24 protein-coding genes and 1 tRNA gene are annotated in these 25,117 nt (G+C 57.4%); 17 read left to right on the top strand and 8 right to left on the bottom strand.

All coding sequences use genetic code 11. From position 1 onward, the window contains the following. The 7 genes from ACKFRY_RS09005 to ACKFRY_RS08975 are packed head-to-tail and all read left to right on the top strand — an operon-like array spanning position 1 to position 6,182. Positions 1 to 639 carry a uracil-DNA glycosylase gene (locus ACKFRY_RS09005; protein WP_408922699.1) on the top strand — a complete coding sequence of 213 codons (639 nt, stop codon included), beginning with the start codon at positions 1 to 3 and terminating at the stop codon, positions 637 to 639. Between the two features lie 10 nt (positions 640 to 649). Next, complete coding sequence (locus tag ACKFRY_RS09000) at positions 650 to 1,993, top strand: DAK2 domain-containing protein (RefSeq protein WP_408922698.1); 1,344 nt, start codon at positions 650 to 652, stop codon at positions 1,991 to 1,993. Between the two features lie 2 nt (positions 1,994 to 1,995). Further along, complete coding sequence (locus ACKFRY_RS08995) at positions 1,996 to 4,128, top strand: ATP-dependent DNA helicase RecG (RefSeq protein ID WP_408922697.1); 2,133 nt, start codon at positions 1,996 to 1,998, stop codon at positions 4,126 to 4,128. A 19-nt stretch (positions 4,129 to 4,147) separates the two neighbouring features. Then, positions 4,148 to 4,360, top strand: a complete 213-nt coding sequence (locus ACKFRY_RS08990; RefSeq protein WP_005327804.1) for a biotin/lipoyl-containing protein — start codon at positions 4,148 to 4,150, stop codon at positions 4,358 to 4,360. Then, positions 4,361 to 4,942 (top strand): 16S rRNA (guanine(966)-N(2))-methyltransferase RsmD, encoded by a 582-nt coding sequence (rsmD, locus tag ACKFRY_RS08985; protein WP_408922696.1) that lies wholly within the window; start codon positions 4,361 to 4,363, stop codon positions 4,940 to 4,942. Positions 4,943 to 4,968: 26 nt separating this feature from the next. Next, positions 4,969 to 5,442 (top strand): pantetheine-phosphate adenylyltransferase, encoded by a 474-nt coding sequence (coaD, locus tag ACKFRY_RS08980; protein ID WP_005323291.1) that lies wholly within the window; start codon positions 4,969 to 4,971, stop codon positions 5,440 to 5,442. After that, on the top strand, positions 5,439 to 6,182 hold the full coding sequence (locus ACKFRY_RS08975; RefSeq protein ID WP_408922695.1) for a sulfite exporter TauE/SafE family protein: 744 nt from the start codon (positions 5,439 to 5,441) through the stop codon (positions 6,180 to 6,182). Before coaD ends, ACKFRY_RS08975 begins: the two co-directional genes overlap by 4 nt. Before the next feature lie 85 nt (positions 6,183 to 6,267). Here ACKFRY_RS08975 and ACKFRY_RS08970 read toward each other — a convergent pair whose 3' ends face one another. Genes ACKFRY_RS08970 through ACKFRY_RS08955 form a run of 4 tightly spaced genes read right to left on the bottom strand, consistent with a single transcriptional unit; the run spans position 6,268 to position 9,701 of the window. After that, positions 6,268 to 7,032, bottom strand: coding sequence for an amino acid ABC transporter ATP-binding protein (locus tag ACKFRY_RS08970; RefSeq protein ID WP_005323289.1), 765 nt, complete (start codon positions 7,030 to 7,032; stop codon positions 6,268 to 6,270). Next, on the bottom strand, positions 7,032 to 7,985 hold the full coding sequence (locus tag ACKFRY_RS08965) for an amino acid ABC transporter permease (protein WP_150851377.1): 954 nt from the start codon (positions 7,983 to 7,985) through the stop codon (positions 7,032 to 7,034). The genes ACKFRY_RS08970 and ACKFRY_RS08965 overlap by 1 nt, the downstream gene beginning before the upstream one ends. Beyond that, positions 7,978 to 8,865 (bottom strand): ABC transporter substrate-binding protein, encoded by an 888-nt coding sequence (locus ACKFRY_RS08960; protein WP_302257579.1) that lies wholly within the window; start codon positions 8,863 to 8,865, stop codon positions 7,978 to 7,980. The genes ACKFRY_RS08965 and ACKFRY_RS08960 overlap by 8 nt, the downstream gene beginning before the upstream one ends. Next, positions 8,865 to 9,701 carry a DUF368 domain-containing protein gene (locus tag ACKFRY_RS08955; protein WP_179386439.1) on the bottom strand — a complete coding sequence of 279 codons (837 nt, stop codon included), beginning with the start codon at positions 9,699 to 9,701 and terminating at the stop codon, positions 8,865 to 8,867. Before ACKFRY_RS08955 ends, ACKFRY_RS08960 begins: the two co-directional genes overlap by 1 nt. 426 nt (positions 9,702 to 10,127) lie before the next feature. On the opposite strand from ACKFRY_RS08955, the gene ACKFRY_RS08950 reads away from it, so the two are divergent. Then, positions 10,128 to 12,311 carry a LamG-like jellyroll fold domain-containing protein gene (locus ACKFRY_RS08950; RefSeq protein ID WP_408922694.1) on the top strand — a complete coding sequence of 728 codons (2,184 nt, stop codon included), beginning with the start codon at positions 10,128 to 10,130 and terminating at the stop codon, positions 12,309 to 12,311. A 105-nt stretch (positions 12,312 to 12,416) separates the two neighbouring features. Here ACKFRY_RS08950 and ACKFRY_RS08945 read toward each other — a convergent pair whose 3' ends face one another. After that, positions 12,417 to 12,599: a hypothetical protein gene (locus ACKFRY_RS08945; RefSeq protein ID WP_150850365.1), complete on the bottom strand. Its 183-nt coding sequence runs from the start codon at positions 12,597 to 12,599 to the stop codon at positions 12,417 to 12,419. A gap of 191 nt (positions 12,600 to 12,790) precedes the next feature. Between ACKFRY_RS08945 and ACKFRY_RS08940 the strand changes: the two genes are divergently transcribed. The 4 genes from ACKFRY_RS08940 (at position 12,791) to ACKFRY_RS08925 (ending at position 14,784) form a co-directional block, all read left to right on the top strand. Next, positions 12,791 to 13,306 (top strand): hypothetical protein, encoded by a 516-nt coding sequence (locus ACKFRY_RS08940; RefSeq protein ID WP_408922693.1) that lies wholly within the window; start codon positions 12,791 to 12,793, stop codon positions 13,304 to 13,306. A gap of 314 nt (positions 13,307 to 13,620) precedes the next feature. After that, complete coding sequence (locus tag ACKFRY_RS08935) at positions 13,621 to 13,941, top strand: DUF6973 domain-containing protein (RefSeq protein WP_408922692.1); 321 nt, start codon at positions 13,621 to 13,623, stop codon at positions 13,939 to 13,941. 17 nt (positions 13,942 to 13,958) lie between these two features. Then, on the top strand, positions 13,959 to 14,252 hold the full coding sequence (locus ACKFRY_RS08930) for a hypothetical protein (protein WP_408921181.1): 294 nt from the start codon (positions 13,959 to 13,961) through the stop codon (positions 14,250 to 14,252). Positions 14,253 to 14,259: 7 nt separating this feature from the next. Next, on the top strand, positions 14,260 to 14,784 hold the full coding sequence (locus tag ACKFRY_RS08925; RefSeq protein ID WP_408921180.1) for a site-specific integrase: 525 nt from the start codon (positions 14,260 to 14,262) through the stop codon (positions 14,782 to 14,784). A 127-nt stretch (positions 14,785 to 14,911) separates the two neighbouring features. Here ACKFRY_RS08925 and ACKFRY_RS08920 read toward each other — a convergent pair. Then, positions 14,912 to 14,985 (bottom strand) — tRNA-Leu (locus ACKFRY_RS08920). Between the two features lie 149 nt (positions 14,986 to 15,134). Between ACKFRY_RS08920 and polA the strand changes: the two genes are divergently transcribed. Continuing rightward, positions 15,135 to 17,783: a DNA polymerase I gene (gene polA, locus ACKFRY_RS08915; protein ID WP_408922691.1), complete on the top strand. Its 2,649-nt coding sequence runs from the start codon at positions 15,135 to 15,137 to the stop codon at positions 17,781 to 17,783. Further along, complete coding sequence (locus ACKFRY_RS08910) at positions 17,767 to 18,726, top strand: DNA glycosylase AlkZ-like family protein (RefSeq protein WP_408922690.1); 960 nt, start codon at positions 17,767 to 17,769, stop codon at positions 18,724 to 18,726. The genes polA and ACKFRY_RS08910 overlap by 17 nt, the downstream gene beginning before the upstream one ends. Before the next feature lie 397 nt (positions 18,727 to 19,123). Here the strand turns inward: ACKFRY_RS08910 and ACKFRY_RS08905 are convergent, their stop codons facing one another. After that, entirely contained in the window at positions 19,124 to 19,594 is a 471-nt protein-coding gene (locus ACKFRY_RS08905) for an RDD family protein (RefSeq protein ID WP_408922689.1), read from the bottom strand. A gap of 9 nt (positions 19,595 to 19,603) precedes the next feature. Beyond that, complete coding sequence (locus tag ACKFRY_RS08900) at positions 19,604 to 20,335, bottom strand: methyltransferase domain-containing protein (RefSeq protein ID WP_250410847.1); 732 nt, start codon at positions 20,333 to 20,335, stop codon at positions 19,604 to 19,606. 250 nt (positions 20,336 to 20,585) lie between these two features. Between ACKFRY_RS08900 and rpsA the strand changes: the two genes are divergently transcribed. The 3 genes from rpsA to coaE all read left to right on the top strand — a co-directional run bounded on the left by rpsA (position 20,586) and on the right by coaE (position 25,076). After that, positions 20,586 to 22,046, top strand: a complete 1,461-nt coding sequence (gene rpsA, locus ACKFRY_RS08895) for a 30S ribosomal protein S1 (RefSeq protein WP_005323279.1) — start codon at positions 20,586 to 20,588, stop codon at positions 22,044 to 22,046. Positions 22,047 to 22,343: 297 nt separating this feature from the next. Continuing rightward, positions 22,344 to 24,395, top strand: a complete 2,052-nt coding sequence (locus ACKFRY_RS08890) for a glucose PTS transporter subunit IIA (protein ID WP_408922688.1) — start codon at positions 22,344 to 22,346, stop codon at positions 24,393 to 24,395. A gap of 81 nt (positions 24,396 to 24,476) precedes the next feature. Further along, the gene (coaE, locus tag ACKFRY_RS08885; protein ID WP_150850372.1) at positions 24,477 to 25,076 is read left to right on the top strand and encodes a dephospho-CoA kinase; all 600 of its coding nucleotides are present in this window, start codon (positions 24,477 to 24,479) and stop codon (positions 25,074 to 25,076) included. Positions 25,077 to 25,117: the final 41 nt, after the last annotated feature.

Here is a 25,117-nt window from a genome sequence, read left to right as displayed (position 1 = left end):
ATGCACCCCACCTACCACCCCTCTTGGGAGCCGGTGCTGGCGCCGGTTGTTGAAAAGCAATGGCCACAGATCTCCCATGCTCTTGAGGGGCAGGACTATTTGCCCCCGGCTGAGGACGTCTGCCGCGCGTTGCAGATGCCGCTAGATGAGGTCCGTGTGCTCATTGTGGGCCAAGACCCTTATCCCACCCCAGGACACGCCATGGGCATGGCCTTTTCCACTCGCCCGGGTGTGAAACCGCCGCGTTCCTTGGTCAATATTTACCGCGAGCTGCACGATGATCTGGGTATCAACGGCCGGGAAGACGGGGACCTGAGCGCCTGGGCGGACCAGGGAGTGCTGCTGCTTAACAGGGTGCTTACCGTAGCCCCAGGCAAAGCCGGATCGCACCGCCGAATTGGCTGGGAAGAGTTCACCGAGGCTGCCATTCGCGCGCTCAACCGCAGCCCCATGGTCGCGATTCTCTGGGGCCGGGATGCACAAGCATGCGAGCGATTTCTTCCCGACGTCCCCTGTATCAAGTCTCCACACCCCTCACCGCTTTCGGCCAGCCGCGGTTTCTTTGGCTCGAAGCCCTTTTCCCGGGCAAACGCCCTTTTGCGGGACCAAGGCGCACAGGAAATAGACTGGCGCTTGTAAACTATTGCGCATGTCCTACCCCAGCACGCTGGATTCCCACGGAATGCGCAATTGGGCCACCCGCGCCGTGGGGGAATTAGCCCATCGCCGCGATGAGATCAACGCGCTCAATGTCTTTCCCGTGCCGGATTCCGATACGGGCTCGAATATGGCGCACACTATGGAGGCAGCGGTTGCGGAGCTGGACAATGGTGGCGATGTCGCCGATTCACTCGCGCTCGGGGCGGTGCGTGGTGCCCGCGGAAACTCGGGAATGGTGCTCTCGCAGGTTCTGCGCGGCGTGGCCGAGTCAACTGTGGACTCAGTTATCGACGGTGCCGTCTTTGTCCGCTCCCTCAAGCAGGCCGTGGAGCTGGTGGACCGGGCTATCGCCGAGCCGGTGGAAGGCACAGTTATTACGGTCTTGAAGGCAGCAGCCGAGGCTGCCGGCGACGCTCAAGCGCAATCAGGCGCAACCTTGCACAGTACTGTGAGTGCCGCAATCGCTGCCGCGGAAACGGCCCTCGAGCGCACTCCTTCGCAATTGCCAGCCCTGCGCGAGGCAGGAGTGGTGGATGCCGGCGGCGCTGGTCTCGTTATCCTCTTAGAGTCTCTCCTTGCTGAGATCGAAGGCTCGACTGGGCACACAGGCCTGCCCGAGGCGGAGCCGACAACTGAACTGGAAGTGGTGTTTTTCTTCGAGGGAGATATAGACGCGCTGCAAACAGCAATTTCCCCTATGGGAGATAGCCTCGTCATCGCTCGCGCCACCGAGGACAGCGCTAATGTACATATCCACTCCCGGCAGGCAGGCAAGGTCATCGAAACCGCCTTTGGTACGGGAAAGGTAACCAACCTGCACCTTGAAGCGTTGCCCCCGCACGCCGAACCTGCCTCCGAAGAGCCTATTGCTCGCCGAGTATTTGCTGCCGCACCGGCCGGGCCTATCAGCGATCTGCTGGCATCTGCGGGGGTTAGCGTGGTGTCTCCGGATGATCCCATTGCGGCTAAGGACGAGGACATCGTTCTTGCCACCGGCGTGTGTTCACAGACCGCTGCTGGGCGAGTAGTGCCCGCGCAATCGCTGGCTGCAGCCTTAGCCGCGATCTCCGTTTATGAACCGGATAACCCAGATACTGGTGCCGTCGTTGCAGCCATGCGTGATGCTGCCAAGTCCATGCGAGTGGCTTACCCGAGCCAGGAAACCCCGCAGTCAATCATTGCCACTTGCCGCGATCTCTTGGCAGAAGGCGGTGAGCAGGTCACAGTCCTAAGTGCCCTAGACCTAGACCAGGAGGAACTAGCTCAACAGCTTGGCGTGGACGTCATGGCACTGAAAGTGCCGGAAATCGCAACCGAAATCGGAGTGGAATAGTAATGCTCGGCTGGCAGGACAATCGCCCTTTGACAGAGGTGCTTGCGGCGAAAGACGCCGCGAAGATTACCAAAGCACTGGGGTATGAGACCTGCGGTGAGCTCTTAGCTCACTATCCGCGAGACTATATCCGCCACAACAAGGACGTCGGACTAGGAGATGCTGCGGAGGGCGATATCGTCACGGTTACCGGAACTATTACCGGATTCACCCGCCACGACTCGGGCAAGACCACCATCATCAATGTGCAGCTCGATGGCAGCATCATTGCGACTTTTTTCAATGCCAATTACGTGATGCGGATGTTGCACCGCGGACAGCGCGTCATGATGAGCGGCAAGCTCAAATTCTTCCGCAACCAACCTCAATTACAGCAGCCGGACTTCGTAGAGATCGATGCGTTCGGCCGCCCCGATGGCGAGCTGGATGATTACCGCCAGCCAGCAGCCGAATCCGGCAAGAAGCATCGCCCGAAGGCCACCGGCTCGCTGCGGAATCTGTCGCAGTTTGGCAGGCTCGATCAGCTCCTCTTGGAACGCGAATGGATTCCGGTGTACCCGGCCACGTCCAAGGTGACTTCGTGGTACATCATGGGCGCTATCCACTACGTCTTATCTAAGACTCCGCCGATTGAGGAACCGCTGGATTATCAGATGATCATCAGCCTCGATAAGGCAGTGCGGGAAATCCATGAGCCGGGGGAGGCGGGCCCGTACCGTGCGATACAGAGGCTGAAGTATAACGAGGCTCTGTCTATTGGTCTGGTGATGGCATTGCGCCAGCGAGATGCCGAAGCCCGGACCGCTTCTACCATGCCGGCAACCTTGGGCGGCTATCGCGAAGAACTGCTGAGCCATCTGCCCTTTGATCTGACTGAAGGGCAGCGGCGCGTCATCAGCGAGATTGAAGACGATCTGGCTCGTCCGCTGCCCATGATGCGCTTGCTGCAAGGTGAGGTTGGCTCTGGCAAAACCATGGTGGCTACCTGCGCTATGCTGCAGGCTGTTGACGCAGGAACGCAGGCCGCGCTGTTGGCGCCGACGGAAGTACTCGCCTCCCAACACGCTGCCTCCATCGGGACCTCGGTTCCCGAAGGGGTCAAGGTGGTATTCCTGACCGGCTCCATGCGTACGGCGGACAAGCGGCAGGCTTTATTGGATATTGTCTCCGGTGATGCGGACATCATCATTGGAACCCATGCGATTATCCAAGACACCGTAGAGTTCTTTAACCTGGGATTGGTCGTCGTAGATGAGCAACACCGGTTTGGTGTAGAGCAGCGCGATAGCCTGCGGTTAAAGGCACGTGAAGGCCTCAGCCCCCACGTGCTGGTGATGACAGCAACACCGATTCCGCGCACCATTGCGATGACCGTCTTTGGTGACCTCGCCGTATCAACGCTGACCGAGCTGCCCGGTGGTCGCAAACCTATTCAGTCAGCAGTGGTGGCCGAGTGGCGGCCGACCTGGGTGCTGCGCGCACTCGAGCGGATACGCGAGGAGGTTGCCCACGGCCATCAGGCCTATATCGTTTGCCCGCGCATTGAAGGCAAAGGCGGGGTGCTAGAGCTTGCACAGCAGTTAGAAAACGGTCCCTTCAAGGGACTGCGGGTCGCCATTTTGCATGGGAAGATGCCCAATAAAGACGAGGTAATGACGTCATTTGCCAGGGGAGAGATCGATATCCTGGTCTCTACCACGGTCATTGAGGTGGGCGTGGATGTTCCCAATGCCACGGTGATGCTCATTCGCGAGTCCGAGCATTTCGGCGTTTCCCAGTTGCACCAGTTGCGTGGGCGTGTGGGACGAGGCGGCAATGCCTCCGTCTGCCTTTTGCACACGACGGCAGCCGATAACACTCCGTCCTTCCGTCGTATCACTCAGATCGCCCAAACGTCCTCGGGTTTTGAACTGGCCGAGCTTGATTTGCGCCAGCGGCAAGAGGGCGACATCTTGGGCACCATGCAGTCCGGAACTCACCGCACACTGCGGCTACTGAACTTGGCGGATGACCAAGACATTGTGGAGCGCACCCACACGGATGCGCGCGCCATGGTGTTGCGCAATCCCGAGTTGGCTGAGGAACTCACGCGCAATTTGAGCGAAAGCGAACAGGAATACTTGGAGAAGAACTAAGACGGGTTAACCTAGAAGCATGAAAATTTACGCCCCTTTCGCGGGCATCGTCCGTTGCCATGTGAATGTGGGAGACACTGTTGATACCGGAGTCCCGCTTGCGACTGTCGAAGCCACGAAGCTTGAGGCTCCCGTAGAAAGCCCGGGACCAGGAAAGGTCCACCGTATCGTGGTCTCTGACTTTAGTGATGTGGTGGGCGGAGACCTTTTGATGGAGATTGGAGAAGCATAAATGACGCGCATTATTGCCGGCGAAGCCCGCGGACGCACCATTAAAGTGCCTGCAGAAGGAACTCGGCCTACCGCAGACCGCGCCCGCGAAGGGCTGTTTTCATCCCTAACTGCACGGTGGGGCTTTGCTGGATCTTCGGTGCTCGATCTTTTTGCTGGCTCTGGTGCCCTAGGTCTTGAGGCAGCGAGCCGTGGGGCAGATGAAGCAGTACTGGTGGAAGCTTCGGGCGATGCGGTAAAGATCATCCGGCACAACATGGGCGTCGTCAAGCATCCCGGCGTGCGCGTGCATGAGATGAAGGTAAGCACTTACCTGGCTAGTGCCCCTCGCAAACACTTTGACTTGGTGCTGGCGGACCCACCCTATGCTTTTGATGAAGTGGATGAACTCATTGCTGCCATCGAACCAGTGCTTACCGATCGCGCAATGGTAGTAATTGAGCGCCACGTCGATTCCGCGGATACGGTGTGGCCTGCAGGTTTTGAGCCCACCGGCCAAAAGCTTAAGAAGCGCACCTTTGGCATCGCACGCATGGATATGGCGGTTTATACCCGTCCCGGCAGCGAGGACGCCGAAGACTAAACCCCTGAAAAGAAAGCGAAAGTAGCATGACTAAGGCCGTCTGCCCTGGATCCTTCGACCCCGTCACCTTAGGTCACGTCGATATCATCAATCGCGCTAACCAGATGTTTGATGAGGTCACCGTGTTGGTAACCGGTAATCCCGACAAGCCCTCAGGGCTTTTTAGCGTGGAGGAACGCATGGAACTTATCCGCCAGAGCGTGGATTCTTCCATCAAGGTGGATTATTGCTCCGGGCTGTTGGTGGACTACACCACGGAGCATGGGGCAGACGTCCTAGTGAAGGGACTGCGTAGCTCTCTGGATTATGAATATGAGCTGCCCATGGCGCAGATGAACCGGCGCCTTTCGGGAATCGATACTGTCTTCCTACTCACGGACGAGAAGTACGGCTATATCAGTTCCTCGTTGTGTAAGCAGGTAGCGAAGTTTGGCGGCGACGTAACGGGGATGTTCCCCGAATCCGTAGGCCGTGCGGTAAAGGAGAAATACCGGCAGTGAGCCTCGCACTGGTTATTTTCCTCGTCGTTGTCGTTGGTTCGACACTGCAGCGGGTATCCGGAATGGGGCTCGGTCTCATCGGCGGCCCCATCCTCATGTTGATCATGGGGCCGGTCGAAGGCATCCTCGTCATTAATGTTCTGGCCTGCATAAATGCGATTCTGACCACCTATTCCGTGCGTGAGAATGTGAGCTGGAAGAAGTTCGGACTCATAGCCCCAGTCATGGTGATTGGTTCCTTGGCCGCGGCGCTGCTCATTAGGCGTATGGACACGGCAGGGCTCATGATCGTAGTGGGCGCTGCGCTTCTGGCCGCACTGGGGGTTGTCACTTTTGGAAAGAAGTTTGTCCCGCCGATGGAGGGCAAAGGCCCTGCCATCTCCGCCGGTATTCTCGGCGGCTTTACCAATACCTTGGCGGGCGTGGCCGGCCCGGTTATTACCGTTTACGCCCAGGCGGCAAAGTGGCCCCAACATGTCTACGCAGCTACGCTGCAGCCGATTTTTGTCGTAGGCGGATTCTTTTCCGTGATGACCAAGACGCTTACTGGTGCGGCGCATTTTGATGGCCTGCCTTGGGTGATGTGGCCCGCCGGAGTCTTAGGTATGCTCGTCGGAATTTGGGCCGGCACCCGCATTGCTCGGCGTGTTCCACGAGAAAAGGCCCGCGTGCTCTCACTGAGCGTTGCCGGGTTGGGCGCGGCCAGCGCACTGATTCGGGGTATTTTGACGCTTTCGTAGACGAGTCAGCCACGACAAAGCCCGCCGGTCCTCTTCGCGGAAGAGGACCGGCGGGCTGAAGGCACTCAGCGGAGTGCTGCGGGAATTAGAGTAGCGACGCCAAAAAGTCCTTGGTGCGTGGCTGTTGCGGGTTATCCAGCACCTCAGCTGGGCTGCCGGACTCGATAACTACGCCGCCATCCATGAAGAAGACCTTATCGGCTACCTCGCGCGCAAAACCCATCTCGTGGGTGACGACGAGCATGGTCATGCCTTCAGCTGCGAGGTCCTTCATAACGCGCAGCACTTCGCCGACGAGCTCGGGGTCGAGGGCGGACGTAGGTTCGTCGAAAAGCATAAGCTTAGGATCCATAGCCACTGCACGAGCGATGGCCACGCGCTGCTGCTGGCCGCCGGAGAGCTGTACCGGGTAGTTATTGGCCTTGGACGCCAAGCCAACGTCCTCCAACAGCTCCATAGCGCGGGCGCGGGCGGTCTCTTCCGGAATCTTTTTCACCTGCACCGGTGCCTCGATGATGTTTTCAATCACCGTGCGGTGGGGGAAGAGGTTGAAAGACTGAAAGACCATTCCGATATCGGAGCGCTGTTCTGCGGCTTCCTTCTCGCTGATCTCATAAAGGGTGCCGTTCTTTTCGCGGTAGCCAATCAGCTCGCCGTCGACGTAGAGGCGGCCCGCCGTCGCCTTATCAAGGTGATTGACGCAGCGCAGGAAGGTGGACTTGCCGGAGCCCGAGGGGCCTAACAGGCAGGCCACTTCGCCGGGCTGGACCTCAAGGTCAATGCCTTTGAGGACCTCGAGCTGTCCGAAGGACTTATGGACGTTCTGGGCGGAAATCATGGGAGTAGCCATTAGTTTTTAGCCTCCGAAATCACGGATACGTTGCGGGGGATGGTTCCTTCAGCGTCTGCCAGCGCAGCAAGTTGGCGGCCAGTGAGTTCGCGGGTGGCACCGCGCTCAAAGCGGCGCTCCAGGAAGTACTGTCCCACCATCAGCAGGGAAGTAACCACGAGGTACCAGGACGCTGCGACCAGCAACAGCGGGATGGGCTGGAAGAGCGCGGCGGAAATATCCGTGGAACGGCCGAAGATTTCCTCGGTATAAGGAATGGCCACCACGAGGGAAGAGGTCTTGAGCAAGGAAATGAACTCATTTCCTGTGGGCGGAATGATAATGCGCATGGCCTGCGGAAGGACGGTGCGGCGCATGGTCATCCACCAGGACATGCCGAGTGCCTTGGAAGCTTCCTTCTGGCCCTCGGGAACGGAGGTGATACCGGAGCGCACAATCTCGGCCATATAGGCGGCTTCATTAAGCCCCAGGCCCATCACCGCAAGGAAGAAGGCGTTGGTGAGGATCGTCTGCAAAGACACCTCGGTAAAGCCCAAGTTGATGGATTGGTAGATGGCGGAGAGCAGGCCCCAGAACACCAGTTGCACATAGATCGGCGTGCCGCGGAAGACCCAGAGGAATATCCAGGAGACGCTGCGCAGCACCGGGTTCGGGGACATGCGCATAACCGCAAGGATGGCACCACCCACAACGCCGATGATCATTGACAAAATGGTGATGGCAATGGTGTGCAGGGAGGCAAGCGCAATGCGCTTATCAAAGAGATACTGGAAGTAGGTGTCCCAGCCAAAGGCCTCGTTGCGGGCGGAGGCGATGATGAACCACACGCCGAGCACGATAAGCAGGCCGGCGAATACCCAGCGCCACGGGTGGCGTAGAGGTCGCGCCTCGATCTTGGCGGGCTTTTCCTTAGGCTCTGCCGTAGCTGGCGTCGCCGCATTTTCATTAACCATTGATCGGCCTTTCATTAATCATTGCCTGGTCTATTAAGCCATCCTCGATGCCCCAACGGGACAAAATTTCTGCATACTCACCGGTTTCGATGAGGTGTTGCAGTGCCGCAGCCGAGGCCTTGCCCAAATCGGAATCCTTGGGTACGGCAAAGCCATAGGGCGATGCTTGGAACATATCGCCTACCTGCCGCATCTTTCCTTCGGAGCGATTGACCGCCCACGCCGTTACTGGGGAGTCTGCGGACAGGGCATCTGCGCGTCCCATAAGTACCGCCAGCGCGGCGTTGTCACCGGTGTCATAAGACAAAACCGTGAGATCGCCGTTGCACGCATCCTTCTTGGGGCGCACATCGTCGGTTTCAGATACCGTGGTGCGCTGCACCGCGACGGTCAGGCCGCAAGGATTATCCGGGTCAACCTTCTTGGGGCCATCTACTCGCTCGGCCCACTGGATGCCGGCGTAGAGGTGATCTACAAAGTCGAATTCATTGCGGCGCTCGGGGTTATCCGTGAATCCGGATGCGCCCATATCAATCTGGCCCGATTGCACGGCGGGCAGGATCATGGAGAAGTCCTGTTCCATGGGCTGGAAATCGAGTCCCAAGACGCCGGCAACGGCGCGAGCAAGATCGAGTTCAACGCCCTGGAGTGCCCCGTGGGAATCCTTAAGCTGAAATGGGGCATAGGGCGGGTTAGTTCCGGCGGTAAGGACGCCATCGTTGTCGTCATACATGGCGGCAATTTCCGGCACCATTGCGGAATGGGGTTCTTCCCAGCCGTCCGGAGTGGAATCTTCCTCGTTGGTGACGCAGGCGCCCAGGCTCAACGTGGGGACGAGGACCGCGGCGAGAATTGTGCGGCGAGAAAACGAACGCGGCATTACTCTTGCGCCGTCCTTTCATCTATAGCGCGGGCTTTCTTCATATCTGCGAAGATGAACGCGGAGACGATGAGTGCACCGAGGATGAACATGCCGATGATGATGCCGCTAGAGGCATCCTGGTCAGCTCCCCACGGCCATAGGGCGCGCAGAGAACCGAGCATGAAACCTGCCATGGCCATCAGCGTGGGGGCGCGGTGGTGATCCAGCAGGAAATTTAATGCCTTGATGAATGCCGCGAGGCCACACAGGGCACCCAGCGCGAAGACGGCGATAGTGCCTAGGTCACGATCTGAAACCGCGCCAATGATGGGCTGGTAGAGGCCCATGGTCAGCAGGATGAGCGAGCCGGAAATGCCTGGCAGGATGAGTGCGCATACCGCGATGGCGGCGGCGAAGAAGACCACGATGAGGCTGGGGTTCTCGTGCGGTTCGGAGGTGAATCCGGTGATAAAGAAGATCGCAATCGTGGCAACGACGAACGCGATGATGGACGAGGGGCGCAGCCGTTCCTGCTTGGAGAGCATGGATAGCGGTACAAAAATGGACACAGCCACCATGCCCAAAAAGAGCGCTCCGGAAGCCGATACGTGATTTTCCACGAAGTTAGAAAGCACGGTGGACATCCCGAAGACGGCGATGAACATACCGATAGCTACGGAGAGGAGGAAGCTCCATTCGACCTTCTTGAAGCGGCCGGAGATGAGATCGTTGGCGTTGTGGACTGCGCGTTCATAAATGCCCACGATGAGCGCCACGGTGCCACCGGAGATGCCGGGTACGAGCTCGGCCATGCCGATGAGGGCACCGCGGATAGCGTTCAAAATGTACTGCATAAAATAAAAATTTACCTGGGAGGGGACTGGTGCGGAGGGCGACTGGCCTAGCAAGGCGGCAGAAAAGTGCCGAAGAGGGAGGCTAGGCGAACCACAGTGAAGCGTAATGCATATCTTTCATTAGAGGGCGGTTAGCTACCTGCCGCGGCAGAGGGGGATCTTCTCCCTAACCGTAGAGGTAAAACCGTATTCACGAATATTCTGTCAGTTTAATGCACCCCAATGCAACTATGCAGTTTGGGGCAGGATATACGGACTTGGCCACAGTGGGATGGTCCATTCAGAAGCAACCATAAGTTTCCCATTATTCAGTCTCCTGTTTACGCGGGCTTCAACTAGCTGAAAGCTTCACGTCCTAGAATTCCTCGCGTATTCCCAGCCATCTCCCCTGTGCAAGCATCCCTTTCCAGTCTTAAAGGACTCTCTATGAAAAATCGTTTCGTCCTGCCTGCGCTAACTGCAACCGCGGTGGTGGGAAACCTCGTTGTTGTACCGGCCGCAAGTGCTGCGGATTTTGGGGCCGAGGGGGCGTCGCCAAGCGAGGGCTCTCGTTTCAGTATCGGCGTCTTACCGGATACCCAGTTCTACTCGCGCTATTCCACCCCGGAGACCGGCAACTTGGCCCAAGCTCGCTACGGAAGCGAACCCTACTTGGCCCAAACTCAATGGTTGGTAGACCACCAAGACGAGCTGAACATGGACTTCGTCACCCACCTGGGCGATGTCGTCGACCAGTGGAACGTGGAGGGCGAATGGCAGGTAGCCGATAAGGCCATGCAGGTCCTCGACGATTCTGACCTGAACTACTCCATCCTGCCCGGCAATCACGACATGGACGTCGAGGGTGCGGCGGCCCACCCTTATGACAAGTGGTTTAGCGCCGATCGCGCCAAAGCCGCTAATCCGGAGAGCTTCCAAGAGCGCTACACTGCGGTCAATAATGACTCCGAGGCCCACATCTTTGAAGCCGAGGGTCAGAAGTACCTCAACTTGGCACTGGGCTGGCGCGCCGATGAGAAGGCCCTTGCGTGGGCGCAAGGCATCATCGATAAGCACCCCAACCTCCCCGTCATCGTCACGACGCACGAAGCCCTTAATATCGATGGCGAGGGCAACGTTTTCTATTCCGATGACTATGGCAAGGGCCTGTGGGATACGTTCATCAAGCGCAACGACCAGATCTTCCTGGTGATGGGCGGCCACCACCACGGTGCGGGCTACCGCGTGGATAAGAACGATGCCGGCCACGATGTCGTTTCCATCTTGCAGGACTATCAGATGGCCTATCAGGGCGGAAATGGTCTGCTGGGCGTGCTCGAGTTCGACCTTTCCGGCAAGCAGCTGGAGATGACCGCGCTCTCGCCGTGGGTGGCGCAGAAGCCGCACGAGGAGCTGACGCAATTCGATAAGCTCACCCTGGATGATCAGGGCGATAGCTACGCCATTCCGTTCGACTTTGAGCAGCGCTTTTCCTCCTTTTCCCCGGATTTCACCGTGGGCGAGGGCCACCAGCCGGACCTAGCGCAGCGTGCGCGCGACATCGCCGCGGAAGGCTATAGGCCCTATACCATCGCGGAGGATGAGTTGCCCACGGGCGCGGATGACTTTGCCAAGAACGACCACACCGTATTCCACTGGCGCCCGGGCCAGGCCCAAGACAAGGACGGGCATGCGCTTGCCGACGGTGCCCCTGCCGGCCGCGGCACCACCATCCCCGATATTGCCAGCGATTCGGGCAGCGACCTGCATCGCTCTGGCGCCATGCTAGGTGATCGGGTGACCTATAGCTCCGATCACCACCCGCTGTCTTCTGATGCCGGCTCCCTCTTCTGGTCCGACCCTGCCGGTAAGGTCGGCAACGCCGAGTTCCGCACCGACAAGGGAGCGGCCGCCAATAATGTGGACACCACCAAGGGGTACACCTTCGAATCCTTCGTCAAGATTCCTGAAGACTTCAATGGTGCCGAGCATGGCTGGGGAAGCGCGCTTAGCCGCGACTCTGCCATCAACAAGCTGGTGGACGGCTCTGAGGACACGGATCCCACCGTCATGTTTGGTATCTCCAACCTCCGCGAGCTGCGCTGGTGGGCGGAGCCGAAGCAGGGAAGCGGTTCTACCGTATGGTCCCACGAGGTGCCCAAGGACGAGTGGATGCACATCGCCGTGGTCAATGATCCACAAAGCGATAGCGTGGAGATGTTCATCAACGGCGCACCCATCTTGCGCAATGCCGTAGGCGCCGAAGGCCTTCTCCCGCGCGACCTGCAGTGGGTTATGGGCGGTGGTTTTGATAACCAGCGCCCGCAGGACCCGTGGTACGGCTGGATCGGCGAGACCCGCCTGACCCAGGGTGTTCTGGGCAAGGATGAATGGCTTACCGCCCGTGCACACGGGGACGGCAAACCGGCCGATACTACGCAGCCGGCCGCAGGTAGCTCCGAGTTGGGCTCCAGTACGAGCTCGAAGCCCGCCATCTTGGGAGCAATCCTCGGCATCGCAGGCGTGGCAGGACTCATCGGTCTAGCGCTACCGCAGCTGAAGGCTTCCATCCCGCAGATCAACGCAGCGCTGCGCAAGTACCATCTACCTACGTTGCCTGAGCTTTACTAGGTTGTGTGAGAGGGCCAATTTTTGGCGGTGGGATTGCGCAAGCAATCGTTCCAAATGTGCTTAGGTTTCTCGCGCCATGTGGGCGAGCTTAAGCACATTTAGTTTTTATAGCTCTTCCTGCTTTGTATAGAAATGTACCTTCCACCAAAACCATGCTGCTGCTCCACCCAGCAGAATTGATATCCAAACCTGTGAAGGTTGTTGAAGAACTAATGCCCCCAGAAGCGTGATGATTGCCAATGCGGTGAATACCGCCGCTTTCGTGCGTTCAATTCGTAACCTTTTCATAAAACACCTCATTGTGACAGACACATCGCATCTACACGATTCAATATAAAAGAATATCGTCTTGATGTCAACAATAGTTTACACTCTGTATTGGTAATGTAACTTTGTGGTAACTGTCTTAGGTTAGAAGTAAATAGCTAGGTTTGGGGTGAACCTAGAGGCACTGTTTGTTGGGAGTAGAGGCTTGAGGAATGTCTGATCAACGAAATGATGGAAGTAGCCTGGGGGCAAATGGGCGCCGTGAAAAGGTGTTCTTAGCAACTATTGCTCTTGTTCTTGCGCTTTCTGCCCTGAATGTGGTCCTGTGTATTGTCTCGTTTGATGAATATGCCGATGCGTTTGTCTCGATTCACCGAGATTCGTTTAACGGAATTGAAGATGTACAGGTCGAGCGGTGGATACTGCGAGGGCTCCTACTGATCCGTTCAGTGGTAGCACTGTCGTGGATAGCGTCCTTTTTCTATTTGAAGAAAATGCTGAAGAAGTCAGACGGGAATAGGTCGCTGATTATGGGGGTGTACTCAGTTCTTTCAACCATAGGATTCGGATATCTCGTCCTTAGGGCGGAATTGCCTAGCTTGGCGGTTGTGCGGTCTGTGCAAGCGGTAGCCTGCCTTGCTCTGGCGGGCTATTTGGGCACCGAAAGATTAAAAGCACCCGAGCGTTTCCAAGTATCCGATCAAACTGAAATCGAGGAGAAGGGCTGAAGCATTAAAGGACCTCGAACCTAATCAGTAAGAAAGGTCCGAGGTTTTTCTCTTTGTGCCCCTGGTGAGACTCGAACTCACACCAACTAACGTAATGTAAGGGTCTGACCAGGGAGTAACTTATGTTGCCACGTTTTGCGACAACGATTTGACAACGCCAATACCCAAAAATCTCACAAAACCAATACTGATAAAAACATCCAAAGTTAGAAAGGAACCCCATTGCGGCAAAAAGTAGCAAAGGACCTGACCCCTGTTAGGTAGACACCTGATATCCAGCCCGGTTGGGTTGGGAAGAAAGGTAATCTACCACCATGCCTAGGTATTCCGAACACGCGGACCGTATTTCCTCGCAAATGTTTCCAAACAAAGTAACGAACGATAACATTCAGGACGCTGATAGGCATTGTGTGTGGCAGGCGCTGACAACGATCCGGGCTAACGCAGATTTTGCACGAAAAATTGGCGATGCCCACGAAACAGACCATCCTGGTTCTCCTGAAGCTGGGCACATGGATCAAACAAACAATGCCATCGGTCGACACATTGGATTGCGACACGAAGGAGATGAAGCGGGCGCCATTAATGAATGTCATGCGCAGGCTAAAAACGGTGGTCTGATCAAGATAAACTGATTGGTAAGGAATTTGTTGTGAAAGAAAGAACGATCATTCCGGGAATACTTTTTGGAATTGTCTTGGGCGTCGCAACCCTTTACGGCGGAGTGGTCCTTTACACATGGCTTCCAATACCTTTCGTCTTCTATGGGCTACCTCTACCTTCATTGGTGGTGTTGGGTGTATTAGCCATGGCTGTCTACATGTTGAAAAAGGGTCGGCTTAGCGGCCGATCATGGCGTGCTTTTGCCTTCACATTCGCTGCGGCTTTCGTCGTATCAGCGTTCTTATGGGTGAGCACCATTTCTGGCTATGGAAACTTCGCATAGCCTATAGATGCGGGTACTGGCGACCACAGGGCTGCGTTTCGGTGAGCTGGCCGGACTCACCCCCGAGGACGTCAGTTTTAATACTCGCAGGCTGGTTGTCCGGCGTTCTGCTACTACCGTGGGTGGAAAAATCGTCGTGGGGCCACCAAAAACACGCAAAATCCGTACAGTCGCATTTTCTGATGTAGTGGCTGACGATCTTCGAGCACGGGCTGCGGCTGTGGGACCAGGGGAGTATCTTTTCCACAGCCCCGGAGACCCGTCTACCCCCATGCGTCTTCCGGACTCGGGGTCTTGGTTTACGGAGGCTGTGGCACGTCTACAGGCCGAAGACCCTAGTTTTCCACACATCACCCCACATGGACTCCGGCACACCGCGGCGTCTCTGCTGATCAGTGCTGGGGCCACCGTTTTGGTGGTGAGCCGTCAGTTGGGGCACGAGGACGCGGCTATGACACTAAACACGTATGCGGACCTGTTTGACGACGACCTGGGGTCTGTGTCCTCGAAAATGGCGGATTTGTGGGCCTGATTCCGTGACAACATCTGACAACATTTTATGCTCGTCCTGATCGTTATGATCGCAATGACTGCAGTTTCGTAACACGAAAAACAACCCCCTGCCAGGAAGTTCCCGGTCAGAGGGTTGTTGCGAAAAGTGCCCCTGGTGAGACTCGAACTCACACTGGACGGGTTTTGAATCCGTTGCCTCTGCCAATTGGGCTACAGGGGCGCACAGTGTAAAGGCGGACTGCCTTTGACTGTGAAAATAGTAGCGCAGGCACTAGGCGAATTCCTAATTGGGTAGGGGCAGCGGGGGAATGCCCACGTCATCCACAAAATCTGCACCGGGGTGTTCGGATGTCGGCGTGCTTCTCTAGGATGGGGCAGGTGACTACTAATCAGCCTCGACTTCTGCTCATTGACGGCCACTCCATGGCATTTCGCGCCTTCTATGCCCTGCCGGTGGATAATTTCTCCACCTCAGGAGGTCAGCACACTAATGCCGTGTATGGCTTCTTATCGATGCTCTCTAATATCGTGGCGGAAGAGACCCCCGACGCCATTGCGGTGGCATTCGACGTGGGGCGCAAGACCTTCCGCACCGAGATGTTCCCGGACTATAAGGCCCAGCGCGAGGCCGCGCCGGAGGAATTCAAGGGGCAGGTAGACCTCATTCGCGAGGTGCTCGAGGTACTGGGAATTACCACCCTGTCCCGGGAGAATTTCGAGGCTGATGACATCCTGGCCACTCTCGCAACCGAGGCGCAGGATTATGAGACCCTGATCGTCACCGGCGACCGTGACTACCTGCAGTTGGTTAATGAGTCTACCACGGTGCTCTATCCCATGAAGGGCGTATCCACGCTCCACCGTTTTACCCCTTCCGCGGTAGAAGAGAAGTACGGTCTCACCCCCGCGCAGTACCCGGACTTTGCCGCGCTGCGTGGCGATCCTTCCGATAATTTGCCGGGCATCCCAAAGGTAGGCGAGAAGACGGCCACCAAGTGGATAGTCAAGTATGGAGACTTGGCATCCTTGGTAGAACACGCCGAGGAAATTAAGGGCGTGGTAGGCAATAACTTCCGCGAGCGCATCGAGCAGGTGCAGATGAACCGCAAGCTCACCCAGATGATTACGGACATGGACCTAGAGGTCGGTCCAAATGACTTGGCCTTTAAGGAAGCCAAGGTCGCCGACGTTGCCGCCAAGTTTGATGACCTTGAGTTTGGTACCAGCCTGCGCGATCGCGTACTCGCAGCCATTCCCAATGATGGTGCTGAGGCAGCAGAGCAGGCAGAGCAAGTCCAAGAGCTAGAGACGGTCATCGATGACGAGCCATTGTCCCAGTGGTTGCCCGGCCGCGAGCATGTTGCGGTGTATGTCCAAGGCGAGGGAAACCCGGGACAAGGCGACGCTTCTGCGATCGCTTTCGTGGACCAGGAACGCCACGGCCTGCAAGTGGAGCTGGGCGATCTTTCTGCTGAGGACGATAAGGCCCTAGCCCAGTGGTTGGCCTCCGATGCGCCGAAGTATTTCCACGAGGCAAAGGCGGCCTTTCATATGCTTGCTGGTCGTGGGATAGAGCTGGCCGGCATTGCCCATGACACAGCCCTTGCCGCCTACCTTCTTCGCCCAGGTCAGCGCACTTACGCGCTTGCCGACGTCTACCAGCGCCACCTCCAAAAGACCCTCAGCGCCGCCACGGAGCAGCTTTCCCTTTTGGATAATTCCTCCCTGGTTGACCAAGCCGCGGCAATTATGGAGCTGGCAGAACGGCTCACTGCGGAGCTACAGGAGATTGATTCCTTCGAGCTCTATACCGACCTCGAGTTGCCGCTGGTAACCATCCTGGCGCGCATGGAGGCTACCGGAATCGCCGTTGACGTTGACATTCTCGAAACGCAAAAGGATGCCTTTGTAGAGCAGGTTGCCGAACAAGAGCGCGCCGCCCGCGAGCTTGCCGGCGATGACAAGCTCAACCTCAACTCGCCGAAGCAGCTGCAAACCGTGCTCTTTGAGACCTTCGAGCTGCCCAAGACCAAAAAGACGAAGACGGGTTACTCCACCGCGGCCAAGGAGATTGAACAGCTCGCGGCCAAAAACCCTCACCCTTTCCTCGATCACCTCTTGGCACACCGCGAGTACCAGAAGATGAAGACCACCCTGGAGGGCCTCATCAAAACCGTGCAGCCTGACGGCCGCATTCACACCACGTTTAACCAAACCGTGGCCTCTACCGGCCGATTGTCATCCACCGAACCCAATCTGCAAAACATCCCCGTGCGCACCGAAGCAGGCCGCCAGATTCGTTCTGCCTTCATCGTGGGCGATGGCTTCGATGAACTCATGACTGCGGACTACTCCCAGATTGAGATGCGTGTCATGGCGCACCTCTCCGCTGACCCGGGCCTCATCGAGGCCTACAAGGAAGGCGAAGACCTGCACAACTATGTTGGCTCTCGAGTCTTCGACGTTCCCGTTGATCAAGTGACACCCGAGCTGCGCCGTCGGGTTAAGGCCATGTCTTATGGGTTGGTATACGGACTTTCCGCTTTCGGCCTATCCCAGCAATTGGGCATTCCGGCCGGGGAAGCAAAGTCCATCATGGAAAGCTACTTTGAGCGCTTTGGCGGCGTGAAGAAGTACCTCGATGAAGTCGTGGTCCAAGCCCGCAAGGATGGCTACACGGCAACGCTCTTCGGCCGTCGCCGCTACTTGCCAGAGCTCAACTCCGATAACCGCCTAGCACGCGAGAACGCAGAGCGCGCAGCGCTTAATGCACCGATTCAGGGCACTGCCGCGGACATCATTAAGGTGGCGATGATTCGTGTGGACCGCGCACTGCAAGGAATGAAGTCTCGCGTGCTGCTACAGGTTCACGATGAATTGGTAGTCGAGGTGGCGTCCGGTGAGGCTGACACGGTTCGAGAGATTCTCGAACGAGAGATGGACTCTGCCATCGAGCTCAACGTGCCGCTAGAGGTCTCCGCCGGCGCAGGCAAGGATTGGGATGCCGCAGCCCACTAGCTCGGTTATATTCTCCCGCCGGGAAAAGGCGCGCTTGAGGCTCGCCTCGCAAGGCCTAACCATGAGGCGGTGGGAGAGCGCTGAGGAGACAGCCCGCGCCTTCGGCGTCATGCAAGGCCAAGACTTGCATTCGGTGCGCCGGTCACTGGCCTTGCGGGCGAAAGACCATTCAGATGCTGGAAACATTGTGCGTGGGTATCCCATGCGCAATACGCTTTTCGCGGCTTCTATCAAGGACATAGGCTGGATAACCGAACTCTGCGCGAAGGGGCGCAAGGGTGATACCGAGCTGCGAGCAGGGGTAACCAAGCTCATTGAGAATCCGCTTTCGCGCGCCGAGCTCAAGGAGCGGGCTGCAACAGCGTTGCCCGACGTACCCTTTTGGCATGTTGTGCGTGTAGCAATGGAAAGCGGTCACGCCGTCTATTCAGGAGCCGATCAGCTCATCACACCGGTGGATCTGCCGGGGCTAGAGGAGACCTTCAACGGTGATAAAGTCGCGGCGACCGCGGAGCTGATGACTCGGTACTTCCGAACGCACGGTCCCGCAACATTGCGGGACTTTGCCTGGTGGGCAAAGCTCCCACAAAGACTGATACGGCCCGCAGCCGAAAACCTCGCGCCGGACATCGTGCGCTGCGGCGAAGATTCCCAGGACCTTGTGTCGGCTGAGATAGTGGAAATGGCCGAAGCGCGAAAGAAGCAATCGGTATTGCTGCTGGGAGCATTTGACGAGTACATCTTGGGTTATCAAGCCCGTCTATTTGCGATGACAAACGAGGTCCATGAAGTACTGGTACCGGGAAATCGTGGAGTATTTCGCCGCGCCATCGTGGTGGATGGACAGGTCCGCGGAACGTGGAATAAGCAAGCCATTGAAGACTTGGGCATGCCCGGCTATGCAATGCGGAAAGTTCAAAAGTTGTGGCGGGATGCGCACTAAGTTTTTTTAGGTAGCCTTTTCTGTGCGGAAAAAGTTATGAGTGTAAGTCGAAAAGCTAAGAAGGGAATTGCCGAGCCGTGGCGTTAGAAGAGAAGACGAATAGGTGGACCCTCCGCGTCTTTGAAAGCCTGTGGGCCATTCAAGTAATCTTTCCAGCCACCGATATTGCTGACTTCGGGCTCGAACGGTATCTTGCAGAATATAGGGTAAGTGTAATCGGGTACGGAATTATTGCGGTGGCGTATTTTGGGGGTGCCATGGCTAACGCCCGTTTGGCACCTAACCCTAAGGTTAGGAGGTTAACGGCCGTAGCGGTGATGGTGGTAGCTACGGCACTAGCATTCCTCTTCCCATCTTCGTGGATGTTCGCTGTCCTGGTAGTCCTTGCGCTCCTGTATTACTTGGTGCCGCGAAAAGAAGGCGTGTCTATCTGAGATCGGCGCTCGACTAGGCAATTGGCCAGCATGTCGAACGGTGTTTGGCCGAAGGCGAGGACACTCACGCTTAGGACGCCGAGTGGCAACGGCACAATAAACGGCACTCCCGTCAGTGTGAGTATAGAAAGTAACAGCCAGGAATTGCGCAGGCAGGCCGCGCGCACGCCGGGCTGGGTGCCAATGATCTCCAGCTTGAGTGACCATTTTCCTAGCGAAGTTGTCTTCGTGGCCTCGGCCCATACGCGGTAGGCGTAGAAGACTAGGGCGAGGGCCACAGCGTTGTAAATCTCGAGGGTGTGGCCGGTTAAGGGGGCGTCGGCAAGTGCATTGATTGCCCAGCGCACCACAACGATAACGGCCGCTGCCAGGAAGGCGTCGATCCACCATGCGAGGCCGCGGCGTAGGAGTAGGCCAATTCGATCCAGAAACATGCCCATAGGTTAGCGGCAATTCCGGCAGACGAAAATAATCGTGCCGGGGAAGATTTCGCCGCGCTCCGGCGACCATTGGCCCCACGTAGTGGTGAGCTCCCTTGGCCATTCGGGCTCGATGATGTCCTCGATTAGGAACGGGCCTTCGCCCTGTAATGCCTGAAACCAGTCGGCGATAGTGCGGTGGAACTCCGCATAGGTGAGGTTGCCCTCGCGGTCTTGCTCCAGATAAGCGCGATCGAAATAGCTGATATCGGCCGTCAGATCGGTGGGATCATCAGGGAATATCCAGTGCATGGGGTGGTTGGCAGAAAGGACGAACCTACCGCCAGGTTTGAGGACACGCGAGACTTCACTTAGGGCTAAGTCAAGGTTGGCAAGAAAAGGGAAGGCGCCGAACGCCGAGAAGGCTACGTCGAAAGAGCCCGTGGCGTAGGGGAGTGACAGTGCATCGGCCTGGGCTAAGGGGAGTCCGGGTGCAGCGTGGTTGAGCATGCCGCGGGAAATATCGAAACCGGTGGCGAAGTGCGTGCGTGTCTGGAGCCATTGGGTACACGGTGCGGAACCGCAGCCAATTTCGAGGACGGAGGAAGCCGAGACGTCGCCTAGCAAGTGTGCTTGGTCTTCGTGCAGCATTTCTGGGCACCAGTAAAAGGAAGATAGGTAGTCGGGGTGCTCGGTGTGGTAGTGGGCGGCGTCGCTATCCCAGTAGGCCTGGTTTGCGTGCGAGGGGGAAGTCACGGTGGAAGAAATTCCTTTGCGAAATAGTTGGTCTGCGTATTTGCCCTTTTAGCTGGACAGATGTAGTGTTGAACGGGCGTGTCTATGCCACGGGTTGTTCTAAGCCCCTGTAGGAAGGCTTTAAGCAATCACGAGGCGGGATCGATTATTTCTCTTTTTAGCTGCATTTGCGCAGCTTAGCAAGCTTTTTTCGAGAGACGCGCAGTTGTCCAATTTCGATTTCCTACATTTATTCGGAGCATTTTTCAATATGCCATCTTCTAACACCCCGCAGGTTGCGATTAACGATATCGGAACCGCAGAGGACTTCCTCGCAGCTGTAGACGCCACCATCAAGTACTTCAACGATGGTGACATTGTCGAGGGTACCGTCGTCAAGGTTGACCACGACGAGGTACTGCTGGATATCGGATACAAGACCGAAGGTGTTATCCCTTCCCGCGAGCTGTCCATCAAGCACGACGTCAACCCGGACGAGGTTGTTGAGGTCGGCGATGAGGTTGACGCACTTGTTCTCACCAAGGAGGACAAGGAAGGTCGCCTGATCCTTTCCAAGAAGCGTGCGCAGTACGAGCGCGCATGGGGCGCCATCGAGGAGCTGCAGGCCAAGGAAGAGCCTGTTACCGGTACCGTTATCGAGGTTGTCAAGGGCGGCCTCATCCTGGATATCGGCCTGCGTGGCTTCCTGCCTGCATCCCTCGTTGAGATGCGTCGCGTCCGTGACCTGGAGCCGTACATCGGCCAGGAGCTGGAAGCAAAGATCATCGAGCTGGACAAGCAGCGCAACAACGTTGTCCTCTCCCGCCGTGCATACCTCGAGCAGACCCAGTCCGAGGTTCGCTCCGAGTTCCTGCACCAGCTGCAGAAGGGCCAGGTCCGCAAGGGCGTTGTTTCCTCCATCGTCAACTTCGGCGCCTTCGTCGATCTCGGCGGTGTCGACGGCCTGGTTCACGTTTCTGAGCTGTCCTGGAAGCACATCGACCACCCATCTGAGGTTGTTACCGTTGGTGACGAGGTAACCGTTGAGGTTCTGGACGTCGATCTGGACCGCGAGCGCGTTTCCCTGTCCCTGAAGGCTACCCAGGAAGATCCGTGGCGCGTATTCGCCCGCACCCACGCTGTGGGCCAGATCGTTCCGGGCAAGGTCACCAAGCTCGTTCCGTTCGGCGCCTTCGTTCGCGTCGAGGAGGGCATCGAGGGCCTGGTTCACATCTCCGAGCTGGCTCAGCGCCACGTCGAGGTTCCGGACCAGGTTGTCACCGTTGGCCAGGAGGTTATGGTCAAGGTCATCGACATCGATCTCGAGCGTCGTCGTATCTCCCTGTCCGTTAAGCAGGCGGACGAGGACTACACCGAAGAGTTCGATCCGTCCAAGTACGGCATGGCTGACTCCTACGACGAGCAGGGCAACTACGTCTTCCCTGAGGGCTTCGACCCTGAGACCAACGAGTGGAAGGAAGGCTTCGACGAGCAGCGTCAGGCTTGGGAGGCACGCTACGCAGAGTCCGAGCGTCGCTTCAACCTGCACACCGCTCAGATCGAGCGCAACCGCGCCGCAGCCGCTGAGGCTGCTGAGTCTACAGAGTCCTCCAACTACTCCTCTGATTCCTCCGATGCAGCTCCGGCATCCGAGACTCAGGCAGAGGTTGGCGGCTCCCTGGCTTCCGACGAGCAGCTCGCTGCACTGCGCGACAAGCTCGCTGGCAACTAAAGCTTCCGCTTAGTTTCCGCTAGGCCTTAGGGCTTGGCTCACGGCCGCGCCCACTTCATCACCTAGATGGGGTGGGCGCGGCTTTTGTGATCTTTTAGACAGTTTGTGCAATCGTTTGCCGGGATGATCGTTGCCTCTAGGTGGTTGACCAGCGGTGAAGCATTCCCAGGTAGAGAAAGTCCCTGGAAGGCCAACAAAACGGGCTTTTGTTCATGTGGGAATCCTCTTATACTCAAACCTGACGTTATAGCCAGTGCAGTACTGGTTATAAGTGGTATTTGAACTGAGGAGTAAGAAGTGGCATCTATCAAGGACACTTCCACCCACATCGTTGAAAGTATCGGCGGCGCCGACAACATCACGTCGCTGACGCACTGCGCAACGCGCCTGCGCTTCCAACTTGCCGATGCGGGGAAAGTTGACCAAGAAAATCTCGATAGCGACCCAGCGGTGCTTGGTACCGTGCCCCAGGGGGCTCACGGCTACCAGGTAGTCATGGGCGGCGGCGTCGCTGACTACTACAACGAGATCATCAAACAGCCCGGTGTGCATGCCTCCGGCGACAAAGAGGCGTCCTCCAAGAAGGAATATGACGGGGTTCGCGGTAAGTACGACTGGGTGGATTACTGCTTCGAGTTCCTTTCTGATACCTTCCGCCCTGTCTTGTGGGCGTTGCTGGGTGCCTCGCTCATCATCATGCTGCTCATCCTGGCGGACACGGCGCACATCCAGGATTTCCGCGCACCGCTGGAGGAGCAGCCAGAGGGCTTCCGGCTGGCTCATGCCATGTTCCAGTCGGTCTTCTATTTCTTGCCCGTAATGGTCGGTGCAACCGCGGCCCAGAAGCTGGGTGCGAATATGTGGGTCTCCGCGGCTATTCCCGCGGCACTTTTGACCCCCGAATTCATGTCGCTGGGTGAGCAAGGCGATACCGTCAACGTGTTTGGCCTGCCGTTGGTCATCAACTCCTACGGCTCCCAGGTATTCCCGCCTATTTTGGCTGCAATCGGCCTGTACTGGGTGGAAAAGGGGCTAAAGAAGATCATTCCGAGCGCAGTTCATATGGTCTTCGTGCCGTTCTTCTCCTTGCTCATCATGATTCCAGCAACGGCCTTCCTGCTCGGCCCGTTCGGCATTGGCGTAGGCAATGGCATTTCCTGGGTCCTGTACCAAATCAATGGTTTCTCGCCGTTCATCTTGGCTATCGTCATTCCGCTGCTGTACCCGTTCCTCGTTCCGATGGGCCTGCATTGGCCGCTGAATGTCATCATGATTCAGAACATCGCGACCTACGGCTACGACTTCATTCAGGGTCCGATGGGTGCGTGGAACTTCGCCTGCTTCGGCGTTGTGGGCGCGGTCATGGTTATCTCCTTCAGGGAAAAGAACAATGCCATGCGCCAGGTTTCTATCGGTGCCTTCGCAGCGGGCATCCTCGGTGGCGTGTCTGAGCCTTCCCTCTATGGCATCTTGTTGCGCTTCCGCCGCAGCTACTACCGGTTGCTGCCAGGTTGTGCGGTAGGCGGCGCAATCATCGGTATCTTCGATGTCCGCGCTGAGGCCTTTGTCTTTACCTCTGCGTTGACCACTGGCGCTATGACGCCGCAGCTGGGCTACGTCCTTGGTATTACGGCTGCATTCCTTACCTCTTTCTTCCTGACCTTGTTCTTCGGCTACCGCACAGCAGAAGAAAAGCAGGCAGACTTGGAGCGCATCGCCCGTGAACAGGGCGAATCTGTGGATGACGTAGCTGTTCGTTCGGAGTTCAAGCCCACCAAGGCCGGGAAGGGAGAGCCCTCGAATGCGGGTGGCGCCGTTGCTGCCAGCGCTGCGGGCACTGCTGCTACTGGTGTTGCCGCCAAGCAGAGTGGCAAGGACGACATCGTGTTAGATTCCCCCCTGGAGGGCGAGGCAGTTGACCTTTCGGAAGTCCCGGATCCTATATTCGCAGGCGCAAAGCTGGGGCCTGGCATGGCAGTCCAGCCAACCGGCAATACCGTCTATGCGCCTGCCGACGGCAAGGTGCTCACCGTTCAAAAGTCCGGCCATGCGGTAGGCCTAAGCCTCGACAATGGCGTGCAGCTGCTCATCCACGTAGGCCTCGATACGGTGGAACTGGGAGGCGAAGGCTTTGACGTGCACGTGGAAAAGAAACAGCGCATTTCCGCGGGCGATAAGTTGATTAGCTTTGACCCGGAATTCATTCGGTCCAAGGGCTATAACCTGATTACTCCGGTTGTGGTCACTAACGCCGCCAAGTTCGGCGCGGTCTCTGGCGAAGCCGGCCAGGTTACCCCGAGTGATGATTTGCTCCGCATTCCCCCGAAGCCAGAGGAAGCAGCGGAATAAACAAACGCTGACACCTATAGCGACAGATGAACCCCGCTCCATCGCGTATGGCGGGGTTCCTTTTCGCGTAGGGTGGCTGCCATGAAACTCATTGGCCTTACAGGCGGCATTGGCAGTGGCAAGTCAACAGTCGCGAGGATCTGCCGCGGACGAGGGTGGCGCGTGGTAGACGCCGATGGCATTGCGCGCGACGTCGTCAAGCCCGGGCGGCCTGCGTTAGCGGAGCTGGCGGCAGCATTTGGAGAAGATATTTTGCTGCCGGACGGCAGCCTCAACCGCAAGGAATTGGCTCGGCGAGCCTTTGCGGACAAGGAACACACTGAGTTGCTCAACTCCATTACCCATCCACGCATCCAAGAGGAAACGCAGCGTCAGTTCGCGGAGGCACGTGAGGAAGGCTCCGACTTCGCCGTTTACGATATGCCGCTATTGGTGGATAACGGTTTAGACAAAGACATGGACTTCGTCATCGTGGTCGACGTGGCCGTAGAAGAGCGCGTCCGCCGCCTCGTAGCTTCACGCGGGCTGGAAGAGGACGATGCGCGCCGTCGCATTGCAGCGCAGGTACCTGATGAGGTGAGACTAGCCGCAGCCACGCACGTCATTGACAACAACGGCACGCTGGAGCAGCTACGCGCGCGAGCGGCCGAAGTTATGGACCGCATAGAAGCGGAGTCATAGACGCGGAGTCACCCAAACTTTAACCGTTGGGTGATTAGAGT

Source organism: Corynebacterium tuberculostearicum (assembly GCF_046097255.1).
Lineage (GTDB): Bacteria > Actinomycetota > Actinomycetes > Mycobacteriales > Mycobacteriaceae > Corynebacterium > Corynebacterium tuberculostearicum_J.
This window is presented reverse-complemented; position numbering and strand designations above follow the sequence as displayed.